This is a genomic window from Moraxella canis (assembly GCF_002014965.1).
GTDB lineage: Bacteria > Pseudomonadota > Gammaproteobacteria > Pseudomonadales > Moraxellaceae > Moraxella > Moraxella canis.
Map to the genome: position 1 here is coordinate 33,800 of NZ_MUXT01000009.1, position 23,592 is coordinate 57,391.

Annotated in this window: 14 protein-coding genes and 1 pseudogene; 11 read left to right on the forward strand and 4 right to left on the reverse strand. The window is 46.7% G+C overall.

Annotated elements, in window-relative coordinates; all coding sequences use genetic code 11:
• Positions 1 to 62: 62 nt before the first annotated feature.
• Positions 63 to 2,669 (forward strand): prolyl oligopeptidase family serine peptidase, encoded by a 2,607-nt coding sequence (locus B0180_RS08275; RefSeq protein ID WP_167366940.1) that lies wholly within the window; start codon positions 63 to 65, stop codon positions 2,667 to 2,669.
• Positions 2,670 to 2,795: 126 nt separating this feature from the next.
• Here the strand turns inward: B0180_RS08275 and glyA are convergent, their stop codons facing one another.
• Positions 2,796 to 4,058, reverse strand: coding sequence for a serine hydroxymethyltransferase (gene glyA / locus B0180_RS08280; protein ID WP_078256507.1), 1,263 nt, complete (start codon positions 4,056 to 4,058; stop codon positions 2,796 to 2,798).
• A 140-nt stretch (positions 4,059 to 4,198) separates the two neighbouring features.
• A complete protein-coding gene (locus tag B0180_RS08285) occupies positions 4,199 to 4,684 on the reverse strand; it encodes a chorismate--pyruvate lyase family protein (RefSeq protein WP_078256508.1) in 486 nt (161 codons plus the stop codon).
• Between the two features lie 408 nt (positions 4,685 to 5,092).
• Between B0180_RS08285 and B0180_RS08290 the strand changes: the two genes are divergently transcribed.
• From B0180_RS08290 to B0180_RS08305, 4 genes are all read left to right on the forward strand, one after another.
• Positions 5,093 to 6,691 (forward strand): isocitrate lyase, encoded by a 1,599-nt coding sequence (locus B0180_RS08290; protein WP_078256509.1) that lies wholly within the window; start codon positions 5,093 to 5,095, stop codon positions 6,689 to 6,691.
• Between the two features lie 117 nt (positions 6,692 to 6,808).
• On the forward strand, positions 6,809 to 8,974 hold the full coding sequence (locus B0180_RS08295; RefSeq protein WP_078256510.1) for a malate synthase G: 2,166 nt from the start codon (positions 6,809 to 6,811) through the stop codon (positions 8,972 to 8,974).
• Positions 8,975 to 9,178: 204 nt separating this feature from the next.
• Complete coding sequence (locus B0180_RS08300; RefSeq protein WP_078256511.1) at positions 9,179 to 10,630, forward strand: NAD-dependent succinate-semialdehyde dehydrogenase; 1,452 nt, start codon at positions 9,179 to 9,181, stop codon at positions 10,628 to 10,630.
• Positions 10,631 to 10,792: 162 nt separating this feature from the next.
• On the forward strand, positions 10,793 to 11,638 hold the full coding sequence (locus B0180_RS08305) for an N-acetylmuramoyl-L-alanine amidase (protein WP_078256635.1): 846 nt from the start codon (positions 10,793 to 10,795) through the stop codon (positions 11,636 to 11,638).
• Between the two features lie 70 nt (positions 11,639 to 11,708).
• Here B0180_RS08305 and B0180_RS08310 read toward each other — a convergent pair whose 3' ends face one another.
• Positions 11,709 to 15,329, reverse strand: coding sequence for an Rne/Rng family ribonuclease (locus tag B0180_RS08310; protein WP_078256512.1), 3,621 nt, complete (start codon positions 15,327 to 15,329; stop codon positions 11,709 to 11,711).
• A 621-nt stretch (positions 15,330 to 15,950) separates the two neighbouring features.
• On the opposite strand from B0180_RS08310, the gene B0180_RS08315 reads away from it, so the two are divergent.
• The 3 genes from B0180_RS08315 to B0180_RS08325 all read left to right on the forward strand — a co-directional run bounded on the left by B0180_RS08315 (position 15,951) and on the right by B0180_RS08325 (position 19,745).
• A complete protein-coding gene (locus B0180_RS08315) occupies positions 15,951 to 17,177 on the forward strand; it encodes an RluA family pseudouridine synthase (protein ID WP_078256513.1) in 1,227 nt (408 codons plus the stop codon).
• 94 nt (positions 17,178 to 17,271) lie between these two features.
• Positions 17,272 to 18,834, forward strand: coding sequence for an exopolyphosphatase (ppx, locus tag B0180_RS08320; RefSeq protein ID WP_078256514.1), 1,563 nt, complete (start codon positions 17,272 to 17,274; stop codon positions 18,832 to 18,834).
• 113 nt (positions 18,835 to 18,947) lie between these two features.
• Positions 18,948 to 19,745, forward strand: coding sequence for an acetyl-CoA carboxylase carboxyltransferase subunit alpha (locus tag B0180_RS08325; RefSeq protein WP_078256515.1), 798 nt, complete (start codon positions 18,948 to 18,950; stop codon positions 19,743 to 19,745).
• 13 nt (positions 19,746 to 19,758) lie between these two features.
• Here the strand turns inward: B0180_RS08325 and B0180_RS08330 are convergent.
• A pseudogene (locus B0180_RS08330) lies at positions 19,759 to 20,703 on the reverse strand (RNA-guided endonuclease InsQ/TnpB family protein); the annotation flags it as partial.
• Positions 20,704 to 20,711: 8 nt separating this feature from the next.
• On the opposite strand from B0180_RS08330, the gene tnpA reads away from it, so the two are divergent.
• From tnpA to proC, 3 genes are all read left to right on the forward strand, one after another.
• Positions 20,712 to 21,131 carry an IS200/IS605 family transposase gene (gene tnpA / locus B0180_RS08335; RefSeq protein WP_078256516.1) on the forward strand — a complete coding sequence of 140 codons (420 nt, stop codon included), beginning with the start codon at positions 20,712 to 20,714 and terminating at the stop codon, positions 21,129 to 21,131.
• Positions 21,132 to 21,308: 177 nt separating this feature from the next.
• Positions 21,309 to 22,673: a tRNA lysidine(34) synthetase TilS gene (tilS, locus tag B0180_RS08340; protein WP_078256517.1), complete on the forward strand. Its 1,365-nt coding sequence runs from the start codon at positions 21,309 to 21,311 to the stop codon at positions 22,671 to 22,673.
• Positions 22,674 to 22,733: 60 nt separating this feature from the next.
• Positions 22,734 to 23,576, forward strand: coding sequence for a pyrroline-5-carboxylate reductase (proC, locus tag B0180_RS08345; protein WP_078256518.1), 843 nt, complete (start codon positions 22,734 to 22,736; stop codon positions 23,574 to 23,576).
• Positions 23,577 to 23,592: the final 16 nt, after the last annotated feature.

Below are 23,592 nucleotides of genomic sequence, written 5' to 3' on the forward strand. Positions count from 1 at the left end.
AAGCCTGTTTAAGTATGAGCTAGCTTGTTTGACTTTACTCTAGGATGAGTATGGAGAAACTTATGAAATTAAAAAAACTCGTCTTGTTGATTGCCTTGGCTTCGGGTGTATATTCAGCACATGCTATGGCTCAAGACACCAACGCCACTGCAGCAACCAATCAATTAATCTACCCAACAACCCGCGTGCACCAGCAGCAGCAAGACCATTTTTTATATGGTGAATATGGTCGCCCAAGTAATTATGTCAGCGCAAGCGGTGGAGTTTTAGACACTTCAGAGCGTCCGCGCCCTGATGATGGCGTGGATCACTACTTTGATGAAACGGTGGTGGACAAATACCGCTGGCTTGAAGAAATAGATGTCATCAGCCCTGAATACGCCAAAGAAACCAGCGCCGATCGAGATCGTAACTATATTGGGACAAGACTGGAAAATGAAGTGCCTGATGATCAGTTTGATAATCGCACGCTTAAGGCTTTACAAACCGTTGGTGAGAAAACATCCAGCGAAGTTAATGACTGGGTTAATGCTCAAAATGCTGTAACCCAAGCGTATCTGAATAGCATTCCATATTATGACCAAATTCGTCAGAATATCGATGGATTGATGGATTTTGAACATCAAATTCGAAAAAGTAAATTTGATCAATTGGGCGAGCTTTATTTGTATCGCGGCGTAGATGGCTATACACGCTTACGCTATACAGACTTGTCCGGCAATCAGCGCATTATCTTTGATGAAAAAACGCTGTCTGAAGATGGACGAGTGGTCATTGCTGATGGGGATATGCATCCAAGCAAAGACGGGACTTATGTTGCCTTAATTATGCGTGAGGGCGATACTGATACTGATAAATATTATATTCAAGTCTTGGATAGTAGAACCGGTGACATGGTAGGTCAGCGTATCAATCACATCAATGCCTCTTCGATGTCAATTTTTTGGGCTGATGATACCAAGTTTTATTATGCGACTACAAATGGTGGCTGGCCTGAAGTACATCTGCGCGATGTCACACAGCCCCGCTTTAATGACAAGATTGAAGTTGCTCGCAGTCATCTAACCAGCTGGATTGGCGATATTTGGTTGGAGGGTGATGACAATCGCTATATGGTGATTGAGCATACGACACCAGTAGATAATTTTTATATTAAGGATTTGCAAACTGGTCGCTATTATCGTATACACAATCAAAAGCACTACAATAAAAAATACCATAAAGCCGATTCATTTACTGCTGGATTTTTAGCGCGCTATGTGCATTTTGACCCAAAAACTTTGGATGTGATGTTTATATCTGAAGAGAATAATCCAAAGGGTGAAATTTTAAAAATTAATTTAAAAACACCAAATCGTCGCGAAGTAGTGGTGAATGCACCAAGTAGCTATGATGAAATTTTAAGCGCAGTTTGGCACGATGAAGGCGATGGCTATTTTTTAATTAAATATTCAAAAGATGGTACACATCGCCTGGTATTGACGGACGCTCGCGGTAATTTCTTAGAAGATATCAGTCCATCGGATGCTGGCAATGCGGATGACTTGCGTTCGGTTGTCGCAGGTAAAGATACCAGTCATGGTGATAAGGAAGCGCTAGATTCTCTTGAGGTTCAGGATAATTATGTGTCATTCCGCTATTTTAGTACGATTACCCCGCGTACGATTTATAAATACAGTCCGACAAAGCGTGAGTTCATCGACATTCGTCGTAGGGATTTACATCCTTTTGTCAGTGAAAATTACGAAACCAAGAACATTACATATACATCCAAAGATGGTACCAACATCCCAATGGTAATCAGCCATAAAAAAGGATTGGTGCTAGATGGTAAAAACCCAACCGTGTTATATGGTTACGGTGGTTTTGGCGTGCCTTCTGATAATGCGTTTCGCTTTGATCGAGCTGTTTGGCTTGAACACGGCGGTGTCTGGGCGACAGCACATCTGCGCGGCGGTAGTGAGCTTGGCGAAGAGTGGCATCAAGCTGGTAAACGTTTGAATAAAATGAACGTTTTTGATGACTTTGAGGCAGCGGCTGATTACTTGATTGATAAAAACTATACGTCTTCAGACTATCTGGCAATTTCAGGTGCATCGAACGGTGGCTTATTGGTGGGTGCGGCAATGACGCTCAACCCAAATAAGTATCGTGTGGCGCTGCCTGAAGTGGGCGTGTTAGATATGCTGCGACATGCAGATAACTACCATACGCAGTATTGGGTAGCTGAATACGGCACGCCTTTTGATAGCCGAGCCATGTATGATGTGCTAAGAGGTTATTCGCCTTATCACAATGTCAAAGCAGGCGTATGTTATCCATCAACGATCGTCATGACCTCTAAGCGAGATGATCGAGTAACGCCATCGCATTCTTATAAGTTTGCTGCGGCGCTACAAGAACATCAAGCTTGTGATAATCCAACCTTATTACACGCTGCAGAGATTCATGGACATGGCGCACGTATATGGGTAGATCGTAAGGATAATTATCAAATCGTCACCGCTTTTCGTTTGCACGAAATGGGCATCACGGACATACCAACTAACATTTACCGACCAACTCCAGAGGAGCTTAAGGGTGAAAAGTGGTTGGCTGAGGAGGCTCAAGAATCCGCTGAAACTTTAAGAAAGCAGCAGCAATATCGTCAAAACCTAGAAAATCAATAACCATCAAAAAGTCCGCAGTAAGATCGACTGCGGACTTTTTAAATTTAAAATCTCTAAATAAAAGAGATGCTCAATATCACTGAGCAGCTCTTTTATTTGACTAAAGTTAAGATTATTGGTGACGAGTTACTTCACATTACGCTCATAAACAGGCAGTTTTTTGCAAATTTGGGCGACTTTTTCACGCGTTGCTGCCAAGACTGCTTCATCGCCGCGTGCGTCTAAGACATCACAAATCCAGCCTGCCAATTCACGAGACTCCGCCTCACCAAAGCCACGTGTAGTAATCGCAGGTGTACCGATGCGGATACCCGAGGTAACAAATGGTGATTTTGGATCATTTGGTACAGCGTTTTTATTGACGGTAATGTGTGCATCACCCAGCCATTTATCCGCTTCTTTTCCTGTGATCTCTTGCTTGATTAGGCTGATGAGCATCAGATGGTTTTCGGTACCGCCAGAGACGATCTCGTAGCCGCGATCTTGAATGACTGCAGCCATCGCTTTGGCATTGGCGACCACTTGTTTTTGATAGGCTTTGTAGTCATCGCTCATCGCTTCTTTGAAGCACACAGCTTTTGCGGCGATGGCGTGCATGAGCGGACCGCCTTGGTTGCCTGGGAAGACGGCGGATGCCAATTTTTTCTCAATTTCTTCATTGGCTTTTGCCAAGATCAAGCCAGAGCGTGGACCGCGTAATGTTTTATGAGTTGTAGTGGTGGTGACATCGGCGATTTGTACTGGATTTGGATAAACGCCAGCAGCGACCAAGCCAGCAACGTGCGCCATATCCACCATCAGATATGCGCCCACTTCATCAGCGATATCACGGAATTTTTGCCAATCGATGACTTGGCTATATGCCGAAAAGCCGGCAATGATCATTTTGGGCTTATGCTCGCGTGCTAGACGGGCAACTTCTTCATAATCAATCAATCCTGTTTCGGTGTCTAGTCCATATTGAACCGCGTTGTAGTTGCGTCCAGAAAAGTTCACCGAAGCGCCATGAGTGAGGTGACCGCCGTGAGCCAGACTCATGCCAAGTACGGTATCATTTGGCTGAAGCAGTGCCAAGAATACGGCGCTGTTAGCATTTGATCCTGAATGCGGCTGCACATTGGCGTAATCTGCACCAAACAGCTCTTTGGCGCGATCGATAGCGATTTGTTCAATCACATCAACATGCTCACAGCCGCCATAATAGCGCTTGCCTGGATAGCCTTCAGCGTATTTATTGGTCAATGATGAGCCTTGCGCTTCCATCACCGCAGGCGAGCAGTAGTTTTCAGAGGCGATCAGTTCGATGTGATCTTCTTGGCGCTGAGTCTCTGCGTCAATCTGTGCTGCCAAATCTGGATCGTATTGATGTAGTGAAATTTCTTTAAACATAAATTTTCCTTGTTTGATAGGAGAACAAAAAGCCAAGATTAGTTTAGCATATTTACCCAATCTTCACTAGGGCAAAGCTTGCTTTTTCGCCGATAAAACCAAAGCCAAACTGTGTCATTTTAATCACACCAGCCACGCCATCATTGATCCAAAGAGGCTTCAAAAGCTGCCAAAAACAGCTCATCAATCAAAATTTTGCGCCCATCGATGTCATAAACCGTTTGCCGACCAATTTGATTATCACACCGATAAAAATGACGCTCAATTGGCAGCTGCCGCCGCTTTTTGAACAACACATAGCCAATGGGTGTCGTGCCCAGTGCTTTTAGACGCATTAACGAACCTGTCAATGCTGCCAAAGGAAAAATACTCTTGGCAAGCACCCAAGCATCTGACCCATCGCCGTATAGCTTGACGCTGCGCACCCAAGCCATTTGTGGGCGATTTGGGGGCAGTCCAAGCTGTAATTTTTGGGCAAAGGTGAGTGGCTGATAGCCTTGATGGAGAATTTCAACTTTCAAGGGCTTACCTGACTGCGCTTCTAATAACGCAGTCAACGACCCTTGCGCGAGTACAAAACTGGCAAGTCTTGGGGAGTGGTGGTCAAATATCTCATCCATTGGCACGAAGTCATCATCTATTGGCGGTACAGGTGTATAATTTTAGCATAAAATCCGCTGATAAAGATAAATTTGGCGACGATGATTGGCTCAATTATAAAGAATATCTTATCATATTGATTAAACAAATTATGATAGACAACTTAAAAAATCTGAGACAAATCAACCTTTAGTGACAGTATGATATTATTTATTTGAAAATTTAATGACAATTTCATAGTCATTTATTTTAAAAATGGTGAACATTGGTCAAGGCTATTGGATTAATTGTGTAAATTTGGGTATTCTGTATGTAACGGTTGGGATGATCGGTAACTTTAGTAGACCCTAAAATCACCCACTCAGCCATGAGGCACTAAGGTGCAATCTTGTTATAAGATATTTATTGAGTTGTCAAATCAAAAGGAGTTAGCAATGACTTATCAATCAGCGCTAGAACATGTTCGTAATGTAAAAGAAAAATTGGGCGGTACTTGGGATGCGATTCGCGCAGAAGATGCGGCTCGTATGATTGTACAAAATCGTTTTAAAACTGGTCTAGACATCGCCAAATATACTGCTGCGATCATGCGTAAAGATATGGCAGAGTACGATGCTGACAACAGCAAATACACTCAGTCACTAGGCTGCTGGCATGGTTTCATTGCTCAACAAAAAATGATCGCCAACAAAAAATACTTTGGCACCACCAACAAGCGCTATATCTACCTATCAGGCTGGATGGTTGCAGCACTTCGTTCAGAATTTGGTCCACTACCTGACCAATCTATGCACGAAAAAACCGCTGTGCCTAAGCTGATCGAAGAGATCTACACTTTCCTTCGTCAAGCAGACGCCAAAGAGCTAAACGATCTGTTCCGTGCGATGCAAAAAGCAGAAGCAGCAGGCGACGATGCCAAGGTCAAAGAAATCGAAGCACAAATCGACAACTTTGAAACTCACGTTGTGCCTATCATCGCTGACATCGACGCAGGTTTTGGTAACGAAGAAGCCACTTACTTACTTACTAAGCAAATGATCGAAGCAGGCGCGTGTGCCATCCAAATCGAAAACCAAGTATCAGACGCTAAGCAGTGTGGTCACCAAGCTGGTAAAGTGACTGTACCACACGAAGATTTCCTAGCCAAAATCAACGCTGTTCGCTATGCATTCCTAGAGCTAGGTGTCGATGATGGTGTGATCGTAGCGCGTACCGACTCTGAGGGTGCTGACCTAACTCAAAAAATCCCAGTATCTCGCGAGCCAGGCGATCTAGCATCTAAGTACATCAGCTACCTAGAAACTACTGAAATTGACATCTCTGAAGCGCAAGAAGACGAAATTTTGATCAAGCGTGATGGTAAGCTACACCGCCCAACTCGTCTGCCATCAGGTCTATATCAGTTCCGCGAAGGCACCCAACATGACCGCGTTGTTCTCGACTGCGTCACTTCACTACAAAATGGCGCAGACATGATCTGGATCGAAACTCCAACGCCAGACGTTCAAGGTATCGCAAGCTTTGTCAATGACATCAAAAAGCAAGTACCAGACGCTAAATTGGTTTACAACAACTCGCCATCATTTAACTGGACAATCAACTTCCGTCAACAAGCGTACGATCGCTGGGCTGCTGAAGGTCGTGATTTGTCAGGCTATGACCGCGCCAAATTGATGGATGCACAGTATGATGATTCTGAATTGGCTCGTGATGCTGATGAAAAAATCCGTACTTTCCAAGCGGACGCTGCGCGCGAAGCAGGTGTTTTCCACCACCTAATCACGCTACCAACCTACCACACAGCAGCACTATCAACGCATGAGCTTGCTAAAGGCTACTTCGGTGATGAAGGTATGCTTGCGTATGTGGCTGGCGTACAGCGTAAAGAAATCCGCGGCGGTATTGCTTGCGTTAAGCACCAAGCGATGGCAGGTTCGGATATCGGTGACGACCACAAAGAAATCTTCTCTGGTGAGAATGCACTAAAAGCAGGTGATGCAAGCAAAAACACCATGAACCAATTCGGTGGCTAATTCCACGATGGTTTACTCATGATGTTTTGACATCTGCAAAGGCGGTGTTTTGATTGGAGAACCCAGTTAAAGCATCGCCTTTTTGATTTTAATTTAGAATATTTTAAGGATAAAAATATGGCTACCACTCGTATTCAAAAGGGCAGTTTGGCAGTAGATGAAATGCTTTTCAACTTTATTGAAAAAGAAGCTCTGCCTTTATCAGGTCTTTCAAGTGATGAATTTTGGTCAGGATTTGAATCTATCATTAAAGATTTGACCCCAAAAAACAAAGCGCTGCTTGAGCGCCGTGATGAGCTGCAAGCTAAGATCGATGATTGGCACGCGAACAATACTTATGAGCTTGAAAGCTATAAACAATTCTTAACCGAAATCGATTATCTTGAGCCTGAAGTGGCAGATTTCACCATCACCACCGAAAATGTCGATGATGAGATCGCAACGATCGCCGGTGCACAGCTGGTGGTGCCTGTGCGTAACGCGCGCTACTGCCTAAACGCTGCCAATGCGCGCTGGGGCTCATTGTATGATGCCTTATATGGCTTTGATGTGATTGCTGAAACGGATGGGGCTGAAAAGGGCAAAGGATACAATCCAGTGCGCGGCGAGAAGGTCATCGCATTTGCCAAGCAGTTTTTGGACAACACTTTCCCATTGGCAGAAGGATCTCATGCCGACGCGACAGCTTATGCGATTATCGATGGTCAATTGGTTGTCAAATTGGGCGATGGCGAGACAACTTTGGCTAAAGCTGAGCAGCTGGCAGGCTTCAATGGCGAGTCGTCAGCACCAAATCAAATTGTCCTAAAAAACAACGGCTTACATGTTATTATTGAAGTCGATGCAGCAAGCTCTATCGGTCAAACCGACAAAGCTGGCGTCAAAGATGTGATCTTGGAAGCAGCGGTAACCACCATTCAAGACCTTGAAGATTCTGTTGCTGCTGTCGATGCGGCAGAAAAAGTTGAGGGCTATCGCAACTGGCTGGGTCTGATGAAAGGTGATTTGACCGAAGTCATGGAAAAAAATGGCAAAACCATTACTCGTCGCCTGAATGAAGACCGCACTTATACTGATCTTGATGGCAATACCCAAACTCTGCATGGTCGCTCGGTGATGCTGCTTCGCAATGTGGGACATTTGATGACCAACCCTGCCATTTTGGTTGATGGCGAAGAAGTGTTCGAAGGCATCATGGATGGCGTCATCACGCCGCTGCTGACGATTGTAGATCTAAAGGGCGAAAATACACTCAGAAACTCTCGCACAGGCTCAATGTATATCGTAAAACCAAAAATGCACGGCTCTGAAGAAGTGGCATTTGCTGTTGAACTATTTGAGCGCAGTGAGCAGCTGCTTGGCTTGCCTGCCAAGAGCTTGAAAGTGGGCATTATGGATGAAGAGCGCCGTACTTCTGCCAACCTAAAAAACTGCATCGAAAAAGCCAAAGATCGCACCATTTTCATCAATACTGGATTTATGGACCGTACGGGTGATGAGATTCACACTGCTATGAAAGCAGGTCCATTTGTCCGTAAGGGTGAGATCAAAGGGCAAACTTGGTTTAATGCGTATGAAGAGCGTAACGTTGCCATCGGTCTTCAATCAGGTCTTAAGGGCCGTGCTCAAATCGGTAAAGGCATGTGGCCAAAGCCTGACGAGTTGGCTGATATGTATAAGTCTAAGATTGAGCATCCAAAAGCAGGTGCAAGCTGTGCTTGGGTACCATCGCCATCAGGCGCGACCATCCATGCGATCCACTATCATCAGTGCAGCGTGGCTGAGCGTCAAGAAGCCTTAGCACAGCAAGCTGCCCCAAGCTTGGATGATTTGCTGACCATTCCTTTGGCAACCGATACCAACTGGAGTGACGAAGAAAAGACTCGCGAACTTGAAAATAACTGCCAAGGCATCTTGGGCTATGTGGTTCGCTGGGTTGATTTAGGCGTAGGCTGCTCAAAAGTGCCGGACATCAATGACGTGGGTCTGATGGAAGACCGTGCGACCTTGCGTATTTCAAGCCAGCATGTTGCTAACTGGCTTGAGCATGGCGTGGTGACCGAAGAGCAAGTCTGGGAAGTCTTAAAGCGCATGGCGAAAGTTGTCGATGAACAAAACGCAGGCGACCCCGCCTATCGCCCAATGGCTGCCGACTTTGATAACAGTATCGCATTCCAAGCGGCTGCCGACTTGATCTTCAAGGGCGCACAGCAGCCTTCAGGCTATACTGAGCCGCTACTTCATGCCGCTCGCCTAAAGCTCAAAGGCTATACTGGCGATTGATGGCTAATCCATTAATCTGATCAAAAACCGCTTTTTACGACTGAGTAAAAAGCGGTTTTGTATTTGTATGGCGTTAAATAGTTACACTCTTAATACAACTTAAGATCATCTGTAAATCGTTAAACAAATGGTAACTTGAAATTATGGATGTCCTTTCCTACAATGAATTAGGCGAATTAATTGACAAGTACACTAGGGGAAGTGATGAATTTTAATCAAAAATTGTTTAAAACCGAAGCATACATTGATGGTCAATGGCTGTCGGCAGATAATAAAAGCGCCATTGAGGTGACGAACCCAGCAACGGGTGAGGTCATCGGCACTGTCCCAAATATGGGCGCCAAAGAAGCGACAAAGGCGATAGAAGCTGCCGAGCGAGCACTGCCGACTTGGCAAGCCAAAAGTGCACAGGAGCGTGCTGACATCATGCGTCGCTGGTTTGATTTGATGATGGAGCATCAAGATGATCTTGCGCTGATTATGACGGCTGAGCAAGGTAAGCCCTTGAAGGAGTCAAGTGGTGAAGTTGCTTATGGCGCGTCTTATATTGAGTGGTTTGCTGAAGAAGGTAAGCGCGTTTATGGTGATACCATTCCTGCCAAATCAGGTTCTGAGCGTGTGCTTGTCATCAAGCAGCCAGTTGGGGTATGTACCGCCATTACGCCATGGAATTTTCCGAATGCCATGATTGCCAGAAAAGTAGCGCCTGCTTTGGCGGCAGGGTGTACTTTTGTGATTCGTCCTGCTTCTTTGACGCCATTTTCGGCGTTGGCGATGGCAGCGCTCGCTGAGGAGGCGGGCATTCCTGCAGGCGTTTTTAATGTGATTACAGGCAAGGCTTCGGATATTGGTGAAGTGCTCACACAGCATGACAGCGTGCGTAAATTTAGCTTCACAGGCTCAACGCCAGTGGGTCGTCAGCTGCTCTCACAGTGTGCCGACACCATCAAAAAAGTGTCTATGGAACTTGGAGGTAATGCGCCTTTCATCGTCTTTGATGATGCTGATCTTGATGCTGCCGTCGAAGGCGCGATCGCGGCTAAGTATCGTAATGCAGGACAAACTTGTGTCTGCGCCAACCGCATCTATGCTCAAGCGGGGATTTATGAGGCATTTGTGGAGAAATTGATCGATAAGACCGCTGAGCTAAAAGTTGGCGATGGCACCAAATCAGGGGTGGATATCGGACCTTTGATCAATCAAGATGCCATCGATAACAGCCTAGAGCTGCTTGAAGATGCCAAAGATAAAGGCGGCGAGATCGTCGGGGGCGGTAAGCTGGAAGATCAAGGCGAGCTGTTCTTCAAACCTGCAGTGATCAAATATGCCAATGATCAGATGCGCGTCGCTCAAGAAGAGATTTTTGCACCGATTGCGCCAGTGTTTCGTTTTGAGGATGAAGAAGAAGTCATCCGCCGTGCCAACGATACCGAATTTGGTTTAGCGTCTTATTTTTATAGTCAAAATCTTAACCGAGTCATCCGTGTCTCTGAGCGCTTGGCGTTCGGTATGGTGGGCGTGAACACTGGACTGGTATCTAATGCAGCCGCTCCTTTTGGCGGTGTTAAGCAGTCAGGGCTTGGGCGTGAAGGCTCAAAATACGGCATTGAAGATTATTTAGAAATCAAATACGTCGCCATCGGTGGTGTTCAGTGATCGCTCAATGCGTTTACCCATTTTAGTTTGATACTCGCTTTACACCAAATAGGATGTTATCCCATTAACAACAATTGATCTTTGGGTCAATTGTTGTTAATTTTTCACATTTATTTGCTAAAATTCTTTGCTATCTTAGATTACGATCAGTATCAAATGACGATGATAAAAAAAGCTTTGCTAACGGCGCTTAGTGCCACCATGCTATTGACAGGGTGTGTGACAACTCAGTTCCCCATCGAAACCGCTCATCAAGCACAAGGGCAATCTGAGCGTATTGAGTACATCGTGCTCCACTATACCGCTGAAGATGATCAAAATTCTTTGGAGGTGTTGACCACTGGTCGAGTCAGCAGCCACTATCTGATTCCGTCTGGGACGGATCCGCGCATTTATCAATTGGTCGAAGATCACAAAAAAGCTTGGCACGCAGGGATGAGCCGCTTTCAAGGTAAGTCTGCGCTCAATGACATCTCCATCGGTATCGAGATCGTCAATGAAGGCGTCTATCAGCAATATTTGGGCTCAAAAAACTATCTGCCGCCTGAGGCTTATGTGCCTTATGAACCACTTCAGATTCAAAAAGTGGCTGAGCTTTTGTCGCACCTCATCAAAAAATACGACATCAAGCCTACCAATATCGTAGGTCATTCAGACATTGCACCTTCTCGAAAAATTGATCCAGGTGCGCAATTTCCTTGGGAGTATCTATATCGTGAGCATGGGATCGGCGCATGGTATGATGAAGATGATAAAGAGCAGCTTTTGATGGAGCTGAATCAAGTGGGAATGGATGCCATATCCATTAGCCAAATCAAACAGGAGCTGGCGCGCTATGGCTATCATATCAATTCAAGCGATGAATGGGATCGGGCAAGCCGAAATGTGATTTATGCGTTTCAGCTGCATTTTCGTCCTGAGCGCTTAACCGGTGAGATGGATGCTGAAAGTTTGGCAATTTTACGCGCGCTCAATAAAAAATATCACCCTGATGCTCTTAAGTTTTAGTCATTTCAGCCTAAACTAACAAAAGCGCCATGAATACACATGGCGCTTTTTGATGCACATACTCTGTGCGTCAGTTGTTGGCTGAATCATCTGCTGATTCGGCAGATGGCGTCTCCGAAGGTTCCACAGGCTTAGATAGCTTGCGCACTTCTACCTTAGTTGGTTTTTTGCTTGGCTTTCTAGGCGCTCTCGTTTTGGTTGGCTTAGGCGCTTTGGCAGACTTGGCTGCCATCAGATTTAAGATGCCGACCTGAGGCTGTAGCTGACCTGCGACATTTTCAATCATGTCTTTGTAGCTATTTGCTTTGGTCTTGCGCTCTGTTTTTTGGTCAGCGGTGATCTCTTTGATTTGGCTGCCTTTTTTGGCTTTGCCATTTTCAAGTTCTTCTTGCTCATGAGTGTCTTCCTCCACTGCTGTGGCGGCGTCATCAGCCGTATCAGGCAGAAGTAGATCTGCAGCCGCCGAGACGACGGTTGAGATATTAGCCATCGTCTCGCTGACGGTGTCACCAATGCTGTCAGAGATTTGTTCTGTAGCAAGCGCAGTGGCATCGATGGCATCATCGATCAGATGTTCAACTGCTTCAACCGCTTCGCTAAGCTGGCTATCATCCGAGTCAGGTTCAGATGCGGTAGCCGGTTTGGATGCCTCATCCGACGCTTTAGTGTCGATGATCACCTGCGCGCTTTGGTTATCTGCACTGCGGTCATCAGCGATATCTTCTAGTCGAGATTCGGCAGTTTGTGCCACTTGGGCGACTGCTTGGGCTGGGGCGATATCGCTGTCCGAGACAGTAGAGGCGGCTTGATCGGCATCTTGTAAAACAGTTTCGATCGCCTGCTCAGTACCAGTGCTGGTCTCTTCGACATACTCAGGATGCTGACCGCGAGGGTCGTTGGCAGCGCGGCGCGTAATTGGGCGCGGCTCGGTCTTAGTTTTACCCTGTGGAGCCGAGGCTTGAGCGGTGGCTTGGGTCAATTTGCCAAACTCATCTTTTGCAGCGGCATCCAGTGGTGAGTAACCAAAGTTAGCAAAATCAAATTGTGAAGGTGCTGACATCTTTGCCACTGCATTCATAAAATCAGTCACAAAATTGCCTGTGGCAGACTCACCTAAGACGCGCAGGATAAGCGCCCCTGCTGTCATCCCATTGAGATTGACAGCCTGAGTCTGCTGAAGGGCGATTTGTACCACTCGAGGGTCATTGGCAGCCTTATTCATCGATTTGGCAATCGCCTGAATTTTTTCAGCCAGTTTCGGCTCAATGCCCTTAGTGGATGAGGCTTTAGTTGGCGTGCCGATCTCGTCTGGCTGTATAGCTGGCTCAGCTTCAGCTGGCTTGGGCTTGACAGGCATGGGCTCTTTTTGCGCTTTGATCGCTTTGTCTGCATCTGCTTGAGGTGCAGCTTTGACATCGTCTTTAACGTCGTCTTTGGTATTCGACGGCTCGTCTTTGGATGGTTTTGCCAACTTGCTGCCATCTAGCGAAAGATGTATGACTTGCGCAGTATTTTCAGCGGCTTTGATGCTGCTCACATGTAGCACCACATCTTCAGGATTGGCTGCTTTTTGGCGTGGCGGCTTATCGGCTTTTTCAGATTTGGGCTTATCGGCACGAACTGGCTTCTCAGCCTTCTGTGTTTTTTCTACTTTTTCTTCGGCTTTATGAAGCGTCTCACCACGCACGATCTCTCCGCGAGACTCACGGCGAGAACCTGCTTCACGCTTTTGATAGTGCTCTTTATCGCGTTCTTTTTTGGTTTTTTTGTCCGCTTTTTCAGGGGTTTGGGCAGCGGTCTCTTCGCCTGATTCCTTCTTGGCATTTCGAGGCTTTTTATGGCGCTTGTCTTCTGCTTGAGGGCGTGCATTTGACTCCGCTGTCGGTGCTGGGATATCTGCCATGCTGCCCGCTGCGCCTAGGCTTACTGCGCCGCCGTTTACCAGTGCTTCGATGGCAGAAGCAGCATCTGCCGTCCCCAAGCTGCCAGCAACTTTGGCTTGTGGCTTTGGTGCGAACAGATTGGACAGCCATGCCACTGCTTGAGGTTTGGCTTTGGCTGCTGGTTTTGGCTCAGCGGCAGGGGCTTTTTGGGTAGGCTTTAGTTCGGATTTCTGCCAGCGGCTTGAGTCTTGTTTTTCGTGCTCTGTTTGCCAGTTGACTTCATAGCCACGATCAATATTTTCTTTTTCTTCGGTGTCCGCGATACGCTCATAGCTTGATGGCGCAAAACCATCTGGATTAAAGTGCAGGCTAAAATTAGGGCTTTCAAGATGCGCGTGCGGCAAAATGGTGATGCGTGCACCGCTGTCTTGCTCAAGATATACCAAGCTTTCACGTTTTTCATTTAATAAAAAAGCAGCGATGTCGGTTGGCACTTCGGCTTGGATTTCGCCCATGCGCTCTTTTAGGGCGATTTGTTCAATTTGACGCATGATGGACAGCGACAAAGAGCGCAAATCACGAATCATGCCATTACCATGACAGCGTGGGCAGATATAACCTGTGGCTTCTTCTAGTGATGGGCGCAGTCGCTGGCGGCTCATCTCCATCAGACCAAATTTGCTGATCTCGGCAAATTGAACACGCGCACGGTCATGGCGCGTCGCTTCGATGAGTCGTTTTTCGACGTCTTTTTGGTGGCGCGGATCATTCATGTCAATAAAGTCAATGACAATCAAGCCGCCCATGTCTCTTAGGCGCAGCTGGCGAGCGATTTCATCGGCAGCTTCTAAATTGGTGTGGTAGGCGGTTTCGGCGACGTCTGAGCCTTTGGTAGATTTTGATGAGTTGATGTCAATGGATACCAAAGCTTCGGTCTGATCGATGACAATTGAGCCACCAGAAGGCAAGCGCACTTCGCGCTGATAAGCAGTTTCGATTTGACGCTCAATGCCAAAACGCGCAAACATCGGCTCATAGTCGGTGTATTTACGCAGTTTGCTCATTTGAGCTGGCATCACGGCTTTGATAAAATTTGCCGCTTCATCATAAGCATTTTCGCTGTCAATCCATACTTCGCCAATGTCATCACGCAGATAATCGCGCACCGCACGTGTGACGACGCCGGCTTCTTGATGCACCAAGCAAGGGCTTGGGCGGTTTTTGTTTTGGTCTTGGATGGATTTCCAAATGTCTAACAGATGATCAAGGTCATTTTGAAGGTCGACAGCACCTTTGCCCAAACCTGCGGTGCGAACGATGACGCTCATGCCTTTTGGTAGGCTAAGACCTGCGATGATTTGCTTCATCTCTTCACGGACTTTACCTGAGATTTGGCGGCTGATACCACCTGCTTTGGCATTATTTGGCATCAAAACCAAATATCTACCCGCCAATGAGATAAACGTGGAGAGCGCCGCGCCTTTGTTACCGCGCTCTTCTTTTTCGACTTGAACGATGACTTCATCGCCTTCTTTGATGAGCTGCTTAATGCTATCTTCGCGCGCATTGCCGTTTAGGTATTCAGGCGCAATTTCTCGAAGCGGTAAAAAGCCTTGGCGCGCTGAGCCATACTCAACAAACGCAGCTTCCAAAGAAGGCTCTACACGGGTAATGTGCCCTTTGTAGATGTTCGCTTTTTTTTGTTCACGAGTACGATTTTCAAGGTCGAAGTCGTACAGATGATTGTCTTTACAGAGTGCAACACGAATCTCTTCGTTATGCGTGGCGTTAATTAATATGCGTTTCATGATGTTCCTTAATGGGCAAAATCGCCCCAGTCAAGCAACATCGGTATTAAGTTTACGAAGATTTATCAATCACATCCAAGCTGTCTTGGGCGTGATGGGTTAAGTTGTCACAAATCTATCCATCTTGGATAAACATTAAAACCGCTTGCACCGATTTTAAAAACTCACTGTTTCTTTGGGCTTTATTGGGGATTACCTTGCAAAAGCAGAGTCTGTCTTGTGCTTTTGAACCAATAGTTCCCAAAATCATACCATGCGCATCAATGGGCGACTGGCAAAATCTTGTACGGTATCAATACCGAAGTTGCATTACAAAAGTTTTATTTAACACAGCCAAACTTTTGTTTAGTGAATGATATTTTGGTGGTTGCAGGTCAAATTTATCAAACAAACAGGCGCTATCATCGGATGTCATCAGGCATGATGAATCAAATGATCGATAAATAAATCTTATCAATGTGATGTACTATCGCATCTCATGACGATGATGGCAACACACACAATGGTGCGTTCGTTCTTACCGTGATTGATGATAAGTGCCGATCAAAGGTTTTATAAATTTGCAGTGATGGGATAAAATTTTTCTATCAAGATAAAAATTATCCTGTCCTAAGTTGCAACATGATAAACTATACCAAAACTTTTGCCAAACGCCTACTAAAAAATGTCAAAACTATGAAAAATTTACAAAAAATGCCGAAAAAACAGTCATCAGCTCGTGATACAAGTCACCACTCTGCCAAAAATGCCAGACCCAACACATCAGGCTCCCACAAGCGTACACCATCGCGCACAACCACCAAGCAAGGCATGACTGATAAAAAACCCGCCAAAAAACCTGCCAAGCAGTCTGCAGATGTCGCCATCACAAATTTTGATCAGGTGAATTTTTTGACCGTCACTGATAATCAAGATGGGCAGCGGGTGGATAATTTTTTGTTAGCCAGACTTAAGGGGCTGCCGCGCTCACATCTGTATAAATTGATCCGTAGCGATGAAATTCGGATCAATGGCAAAAGATGCAAGGCGCATGATAAGCTGTATGCAGGCGATGTGGTGCGCATTGCTCCCGTCCGCTTGAGCGTACGCGAAGCGCCGATCATCAGCGAGCAGCTCGCCAAAGGGCTGCTTGCACGCATCATCTTTGAAGATGATGGCTTGATGGTGCTCAATAAGCCGCACGGCATGGCGGTGCATGGCGGCTCGGGTGAGAGTTTTGGGGTGATTGAAGCGATGCGCATGGCAACGGGCAAAAAATATCTTGAGCTGATTCATCGGATCGATAAAGATACTTCAGGGCTGCTATTAATCGCCAAAAAACGCAGCACTCTAAAGGCGCTCCAAACGCAGTTTCGCACCAAGACCATCCATAAACAGTATCTGTGCTTGGTATCAGGTTATGTCAATGCTAATCAGATGAATATTGACAAGCCTTTGCTTCGCTATACTTTGGCAAATGGTGAGCGCCGCGTCAAAGTCGCCCATCCCAATGAACAAAAAGGTGATGAGCGCGCCAAACCAAGTCTGACCAAAATAAAAACTTTGGCAAAATTTGAACTCAGCGGTCACCCTGTCAGCTTGGTGCTTGCCATGCCTGCCACTGGACGCACGCATCAGATTCGGGTGCATATGGCGCACATCGGGCATGCGCTGCTTGGAGATGATAAATATCAGCAAAACCCATCGGCGCTGGCTGTGGGGCGCCTTTGCTTGCACGCTTGGCAGCTTGAGCTTGAAAAAACCGACGATGCCGACGATCAGCGCCCAAGCCGATACATCGCACCTGTGCCCAGCGATATGACAGATATAATCCCTGAAGATGTCCTAAAACTGATCAAAAGTCAGTAATTTTGGTAGAAAAGCTGGGCAAAATTGATGGATAAAAACGACCATCTGTCGTAAAATAATCCCATTTATTGAACACATTACCCAAGGATTTGCCATGAAACCAGCCGTCTTAGACAACACCCAACGCCATCAACAAATCGCCAGCGCCATCCATGATGCGGTCGCCATCGGTCGCGATGAGATGCTAGGCTCTATCGATTTGGGCTCAAACAGTTTTCATTTGGCAATCGGTCGTTTGGATCATGGTGAAGTGCGTAAAGTTGCCTCCATTTCAGAAAAAGTCCAGCTAGCAGCAGGCTTGGATGATGATAATATGCTGTCTGAAGAAGCGATGCAGCGTGGCTTGGAGTGCTTGAATCGCTTTGCGCAGCATGTGACGGAGATTCATCCCAGCCGTTTGCGCATCGTCGCCACTAACGCCCTTCGTAAAGCGGTGAATGCGGCTGAATTTATTCGCCGTGCCAATGCCATTTTGCCAAAGCCGATTGAAATCATCTCAGGTCGCGAAGAAGCGCGCTTGATTTATTTGGGTGTGTCGCATTCAAACGCCAGTACCGACACGCGCTTGGTCATTGACATTGGTGGCGGCTCGACGGAATTTATTATCGGTCAGGGGTTTGAGCCGATTGAGATGGAATCTTTGCAAATGGGCTGTGTGTCTTATACCAAAAAGTTTTTTGCTGACGGTAAAATCACCGAAGAAGCCTTCGATCAAGCCGCAAAGTACACGCAAGCTGAACTGCTGGCGATCGCCAAACGCTATAAAAAAGTCGGCTGGGATAATGCCATCGGCTCATCAGGCACGATCAAGGCAGCGCGCTTGGTGCTTGCTGAGCTTGGGCTTAGCACTGAGAGCATCACCCTTGATGGGATGCAAAAACTCAAAAAACATCTGATTAAGCTTGGCAGTGTCGATAAGATTGAATTTGAAGGCGTTAAAGCCCATCGCCAAGCCGTTTTCCCAGCAGGCGTGGCGGAGCTGCTTGAGATCATGCAGACTTTGCAGATTGATGAGCTTGGCTATTCAGATGGTGCGCTCAGAGAAGGTGTGATGTACGATATGCTGGGTCGCCTAAACTCTGAGGATGTGCGTGACCGCTCAGTGGCAGCGATGGCGGAGCGATACTCGGTGGATGTTAAGCAAGCAGGACGCGTGATGACGCGCGCCGCCAGATTGTTTAATCATGCTAAAGATGCTTTGGATTTTGATGAAGAAGATGCGGATTTATTGCGCCGAACTGCCAATTTATACGAGATCGGTTTGGCGGTAGGTCATAGCAATTATCAGCGCCACAGTGCTTATTTGCTTGAGTACTCAGACATTGCAGGATTTTCTCAAATTGGGCAAGAGATGATGGCACAAATCGTGCGACACCATCGCCGCAAACTAAAATCGGATGCCCTAGAGACAGTCGAGGAACTTGGCGGTCGCAAATTGGTGTATCTGTGCTTGATTTTAAGATTGGCTGTACAATCTAGCCAAAGCCGCACCACCAAGGCAGCAGCGATTGATTTACATGTGATCACGCCAGATCATTGGCAGGTGACCGTCGGCTTTGGCTTACATGAAGATTTGATCTTAGATCAGCTTGAACAAGATGCGCGCCAATTTGCCAAATGGGGCGTACTTCTAGAAGTGGTTGGCTGTCGTCATTAATGCCACTAAAATGCTGCCAAAAACCTCAAATTTTAGATAAAACAGATGACGAGACCCAAAAAAAGTGCTAAACTTAATATCAGTTTACATTTGTACAATTTATTGAGTGTTCTATGAATCAAGTTTGGGAAAGCGTGCAATTGGCGCGTCATGCAAAGCGTCCATTGTTTTTGGATTATGTGGATTCTTTGTTTGATGAATTTGATGAGCTGCATGGAGATCGCGCTTTTGCGGATGATCGTGCCATTCTGGGCGGTCTGGCTCGGTTCAATGGCGCGCCGGTGCTCGTGGTCGGTCAACATCGTGGGCGCAGCACACGCGAGCGGATCGCACATAATTTTGGCATGGCAAATCCTGAAGGCTACCGCAAAATCATCCGTTTGGTGCAGTTGGCGGAGCGTTTCGGTCTGCCGGTGTTTACTTTTATTGATACCCAAGGGGCCTATCCTGGTATCGGTGCCGAGGAGCGCGGTCAAGCCGAAGCGATCGCTAAAAGTATTGCGGTATTTTCAAGCCTAAAAACGCCTATCATCGCCACGGTGATCGGTGAGGGCGGCTCGGGCGGCGCGCTTGCCATCGGTGTGGCGGATAAAGTGAATATGCTTGAAAATAGCATCTATTCGGTCATCTCCCCAGAAGGGTGCGCGTCTATCTTGTGGAAAACTGCCGAAAAGGCGCCTGATGCTTCAGAAGCGCTCAAGCTAAATGCCGTGAATCTGCATCAGCTTGGCTTGATTGACGAAGTCATTGACGAGGGCGCCGGTGCTCACGAAGCGTCTGAGCCTGTGATGGCAGCGCTCAAAAGCCTGCTGACAGTACAATTGGCAGAATTACAAGCGCTGCCAATTGATGAGCTGCTTGAAAAGCGGTATCAGCGGCTCATGCAGTTTAATTCAAAAGTATCGCTTTGACTTCCTCCCCGCCCTAAAGTGCGGGGATTCCTACAGCTAGACGGTCAAGCCCGACCGCAAGAATGTTCTTAGCGGCATTAATATCTCTATCATGCCATGTGCCACACTTTGCACAAGTCCATTCTCTTATTCGCAAACCTGCTCTACCTTTCGGACTACTGGACATATCGCCACAGCACGAACAAGTTTGGGTAGTGTATCTTTCTGATACGATTACAAAACGGCAACCTGCATGCTTACATTTATAGGTCAGTTGCCGTTTAAGCTCAAACCAACCTGCATCGTAAACCGATTTGGCGAGTTTGCCTTTTTTACTGTTAAATTGAGTGGTTTTCACATCACCGACCACGATTAGGGCGTTATCCTTGACTAATTGGGTGGTGAATTTGTGGATGAGGTCTTGCCGTGTATTTTTGATTTTGGCATGGATAGCCTTGATACGCTGTTTGTTTTTGGCTCTTTGGGCAATGGCTAACTCTTTGGCGTATTTAAGCGTTTGCTTAATATGCAGTTTATCCCCGTTTGAGGTAGTGGCACTGTCTTTTAAGCCAAGATCAATACCAACCGAACCTGTGCCACAAGTTTGTTTTGGATAGTTCTTGACAGTGAGACACGCATACCAGCGGTGACGGCTGTCTTGGACAATTTCGCAAGTGTTGATTTGATATAGTGATAGGTTGTCGCTATCCCATAGGTCAATGACTAGCTTTTGTCCTTTGGCTAGGGATAGTTGCAAGGTGGATTTTAAGCCTTTTTTACCGCTTTGTCGTGTCGCTAGGTGTTTGATGGCGGATTGTTTAAACGGTATCCAGCCAAGCGATTTTCGTTTAGACTTTGGGTTGTTGGTTCGCCAGTTAAGTTTTGCCTTCTTAAACTGCTTGCGACTTTTAGCATGGGTTTCATTGATGGCTTGAATGGTTTGAGAATGTAAGCCTAGTAGCTCACCGCTACCTTTGGTCTAATTTTATGTCAAGTCCTAAAACAGAAATAAGACGGGGTCGTCATGTGGTATTTAATCTTCATGTACATTTGGTCTTTGTGGCTAAATATCGTAGAAAAGTGTTTACCAAAGAGATTTTAGACGATATGCAGGTTATCTTTGAGGAAGTTTGTTCAAAGTTTGAGGCACAATTAGTCGAGTTTGATGGTGAAAACGACCATGTGCATTTATTGGTGGTTTATCCGCCTAAAGTGGCTATTTCTAGTTTGGTGAATAGCTTGAAAGGCGTGTCTAGTCGGCTATTGCGTAAGAAAGAATACCCGTCCATCAAAGGGCAGTTATGGGATGATGCGTTGTGGTCGCCTAGCTATTTTGCAGGTAGTTGTGGTGGTGCTCCAATTGAGATTATCCGCCCGTACATTGAACAGCAAAATACACCTCACTGAATACCATCTTTGTGTAAGCATGGTTATGGGGTTGCCTTATATCCACCGCCTAGAGTCGGTGGTTTTACGGCAACGACAGATAAATTGACAGCGACTATAATAAAGTTGTTATAATCAACATATCAAGAACAAGGGGTAAAAGCTGCTCCTTGTTTTTTATTGGAGTTGGTAAAGTTTATGACTGACGATCTTTTGACACCCTTATCGACAGCTTTTGAAGGGCTGGCATTGCCCGCTCATGCTAAGTTATATCTGGCTTGCAGCGGCGGCAGGGACTCATTGGCTTTGGCTTATGCCTGCTTGATGTTGTATCGGCAAGGTGTGATAAAAACTTTGCCCACACTATTGCATGTGCATCATGGGTGGCAGGCGGCAAATGATACTTGGGCGCAGCTGGTAGAAAGATGGTCGGACGAGCATGGGTTTGAGTGTCAAGTTTTGAAAGTCAATTTACCAAAAAATAGCGAAACACACGCTCGCGAAGCACGCTATCATGCCTTTGGCAAGGTCATGAACCAAGGTGATGTGCTAATGCTTGCACACCATGCACATGATCAAGCCGAAACTGTGCTGATGCGGCTGGTTTCGGGCGCAGGACTCCAAGGGCTATCGGGCATGAAAGCCTGGCAAGCCAAAACTGTGCGCACAGATGAGACGACCAAAACCATCACACTGTGGCGACCATGGCTTACGATATCTAGAGATAAGATCAGTCAATTTGCCAAAGCTCATGCGCTGCCCTATGTGGATGATGTGACTAACACTGATCCTGCCTATGCCCGAGGGCGCATTCGTCAAGATATCTTGCCACATCTTTTGGCACTCAATCCTAAGGCGATTGAGAATATCAGTCGGTCGGCTGATCTGCTATCGACGGCATCTGCCCTGGTGGATCAGCAGATGAAGACTTTGCTGGCATCTTTGGCGCATCCTGCCAGCCAAACGCCTTATCAGCGAGTGCTTGCCATTCAGGATTTTTTCAATTTATCAGAGCCTGAGCAGACACTGGCGCTACACCGCTGGCTTCAAGGTGATGAACCGCTGCCACCAAGTCATCAGCTGAGTCGTCAGGTTATTGAGATGATTTGCCGACAGGATAATGATCATAGCAGTCAGCTACTGTGGCAAGCTGCGCGTTCGGCTTATGTTCTGTGTCGCTATGATGACTGCCTATATCGTTACCGTGCTGATGTGTGGCAGCTATTTGGCACACACATGGCAGAGGCGCTGGCGGATGACCATGGGTGGGTGCTGGCGGATGATGGCAAATGTCAGCTAAGGCTGATGGCAGATATTAGCCACATTCAAAAAATCACCAAAAAAGAGTCGCTCATCATCGGAAAGCACCACTATAAAGGCAAAAAACTGGCTCAAAAACTCAGGCTTCCACCTTGGCTAAGAGCGCATCTGTGGCGAATCACGGTGCATGATCGCCAATATTTGATAGCGCCGATGATGGCGTGGGACTTAAGTAGCGGTCAGCGTTTGGATAACTTTGCACCAATAGGGCGAATGGTGTACAATGCGTTTGATTCCCATTAATCCATCAGATATCCATGCTTGTATGCTAAGAATATCAGTCAAAGACGGCGGAGAAAACAGATGACGGATTTTAGTGCGCTCAATGAAAAAACCATCAGCTTCATTGGCGGTGGTAATATGGCAAGAGCCATCATCGATGGGCTTTTAAAAGCAAAACACGAGCATCATTTAACCCTAAATTTGGGGGTCTCTGACAGCGATCCTTCCAAGCTTGATGAGTTTATTGCCAAAGGATTGAGTGCGGTCAGTCCTGATGACGCCAAGCAAATCATCGAGGGCGCCGATGTTGTGGTATTGGCGGTTAAGCCCCAGGTCATGCGTGATGTGGCTGGTAGCATCGCACCGTATCTGAATGAGCAAATCGTCCTATCCATCGCAGCAGGACTGTCTGTGGATACTTTGTCAGATATGCTTGGCGGCTATCGTAACATTGTGCGCTGTATGCCTAATTTACCTGCCAGCCAAGGCTTTGGAGCATCTGGGCTATACGCCTCAAACCCAAGCGAAGCAGCACGCTTGATGACTCAAAACATCATGCAGGCTTCAGGCATGGTTTCTTGGGTGGAAGATGAGTCACTGCTGCACGCTGTGACCGCAGTGGCAGGCTCAGCGCCAGCTTACTTTTTTTATGTGCTTGAAAATATGATTGCCAAAGCGGTGGAAATGGGACTGTCGCCAGAGGATGCACACGCTTTGGCAGTGCAAAGTATGCGCGGCGCAGCAGCTTTGGCAAAAGACCAAGACCCTGCGACGCTGCGAGAGCAAGTCACCTCCAAAGGCGGCACCACCGCTGCAGCGCTTGATTGCTTATATCGAGACGATGTAGGCGGTGCTTTTGCTCGCGCCATGCAGGCGTGTAGCGATCGCAGCTTTGAGCTGGGTCAGACGCTCAGTCAGAGCTAATTTTTATCCATTATAG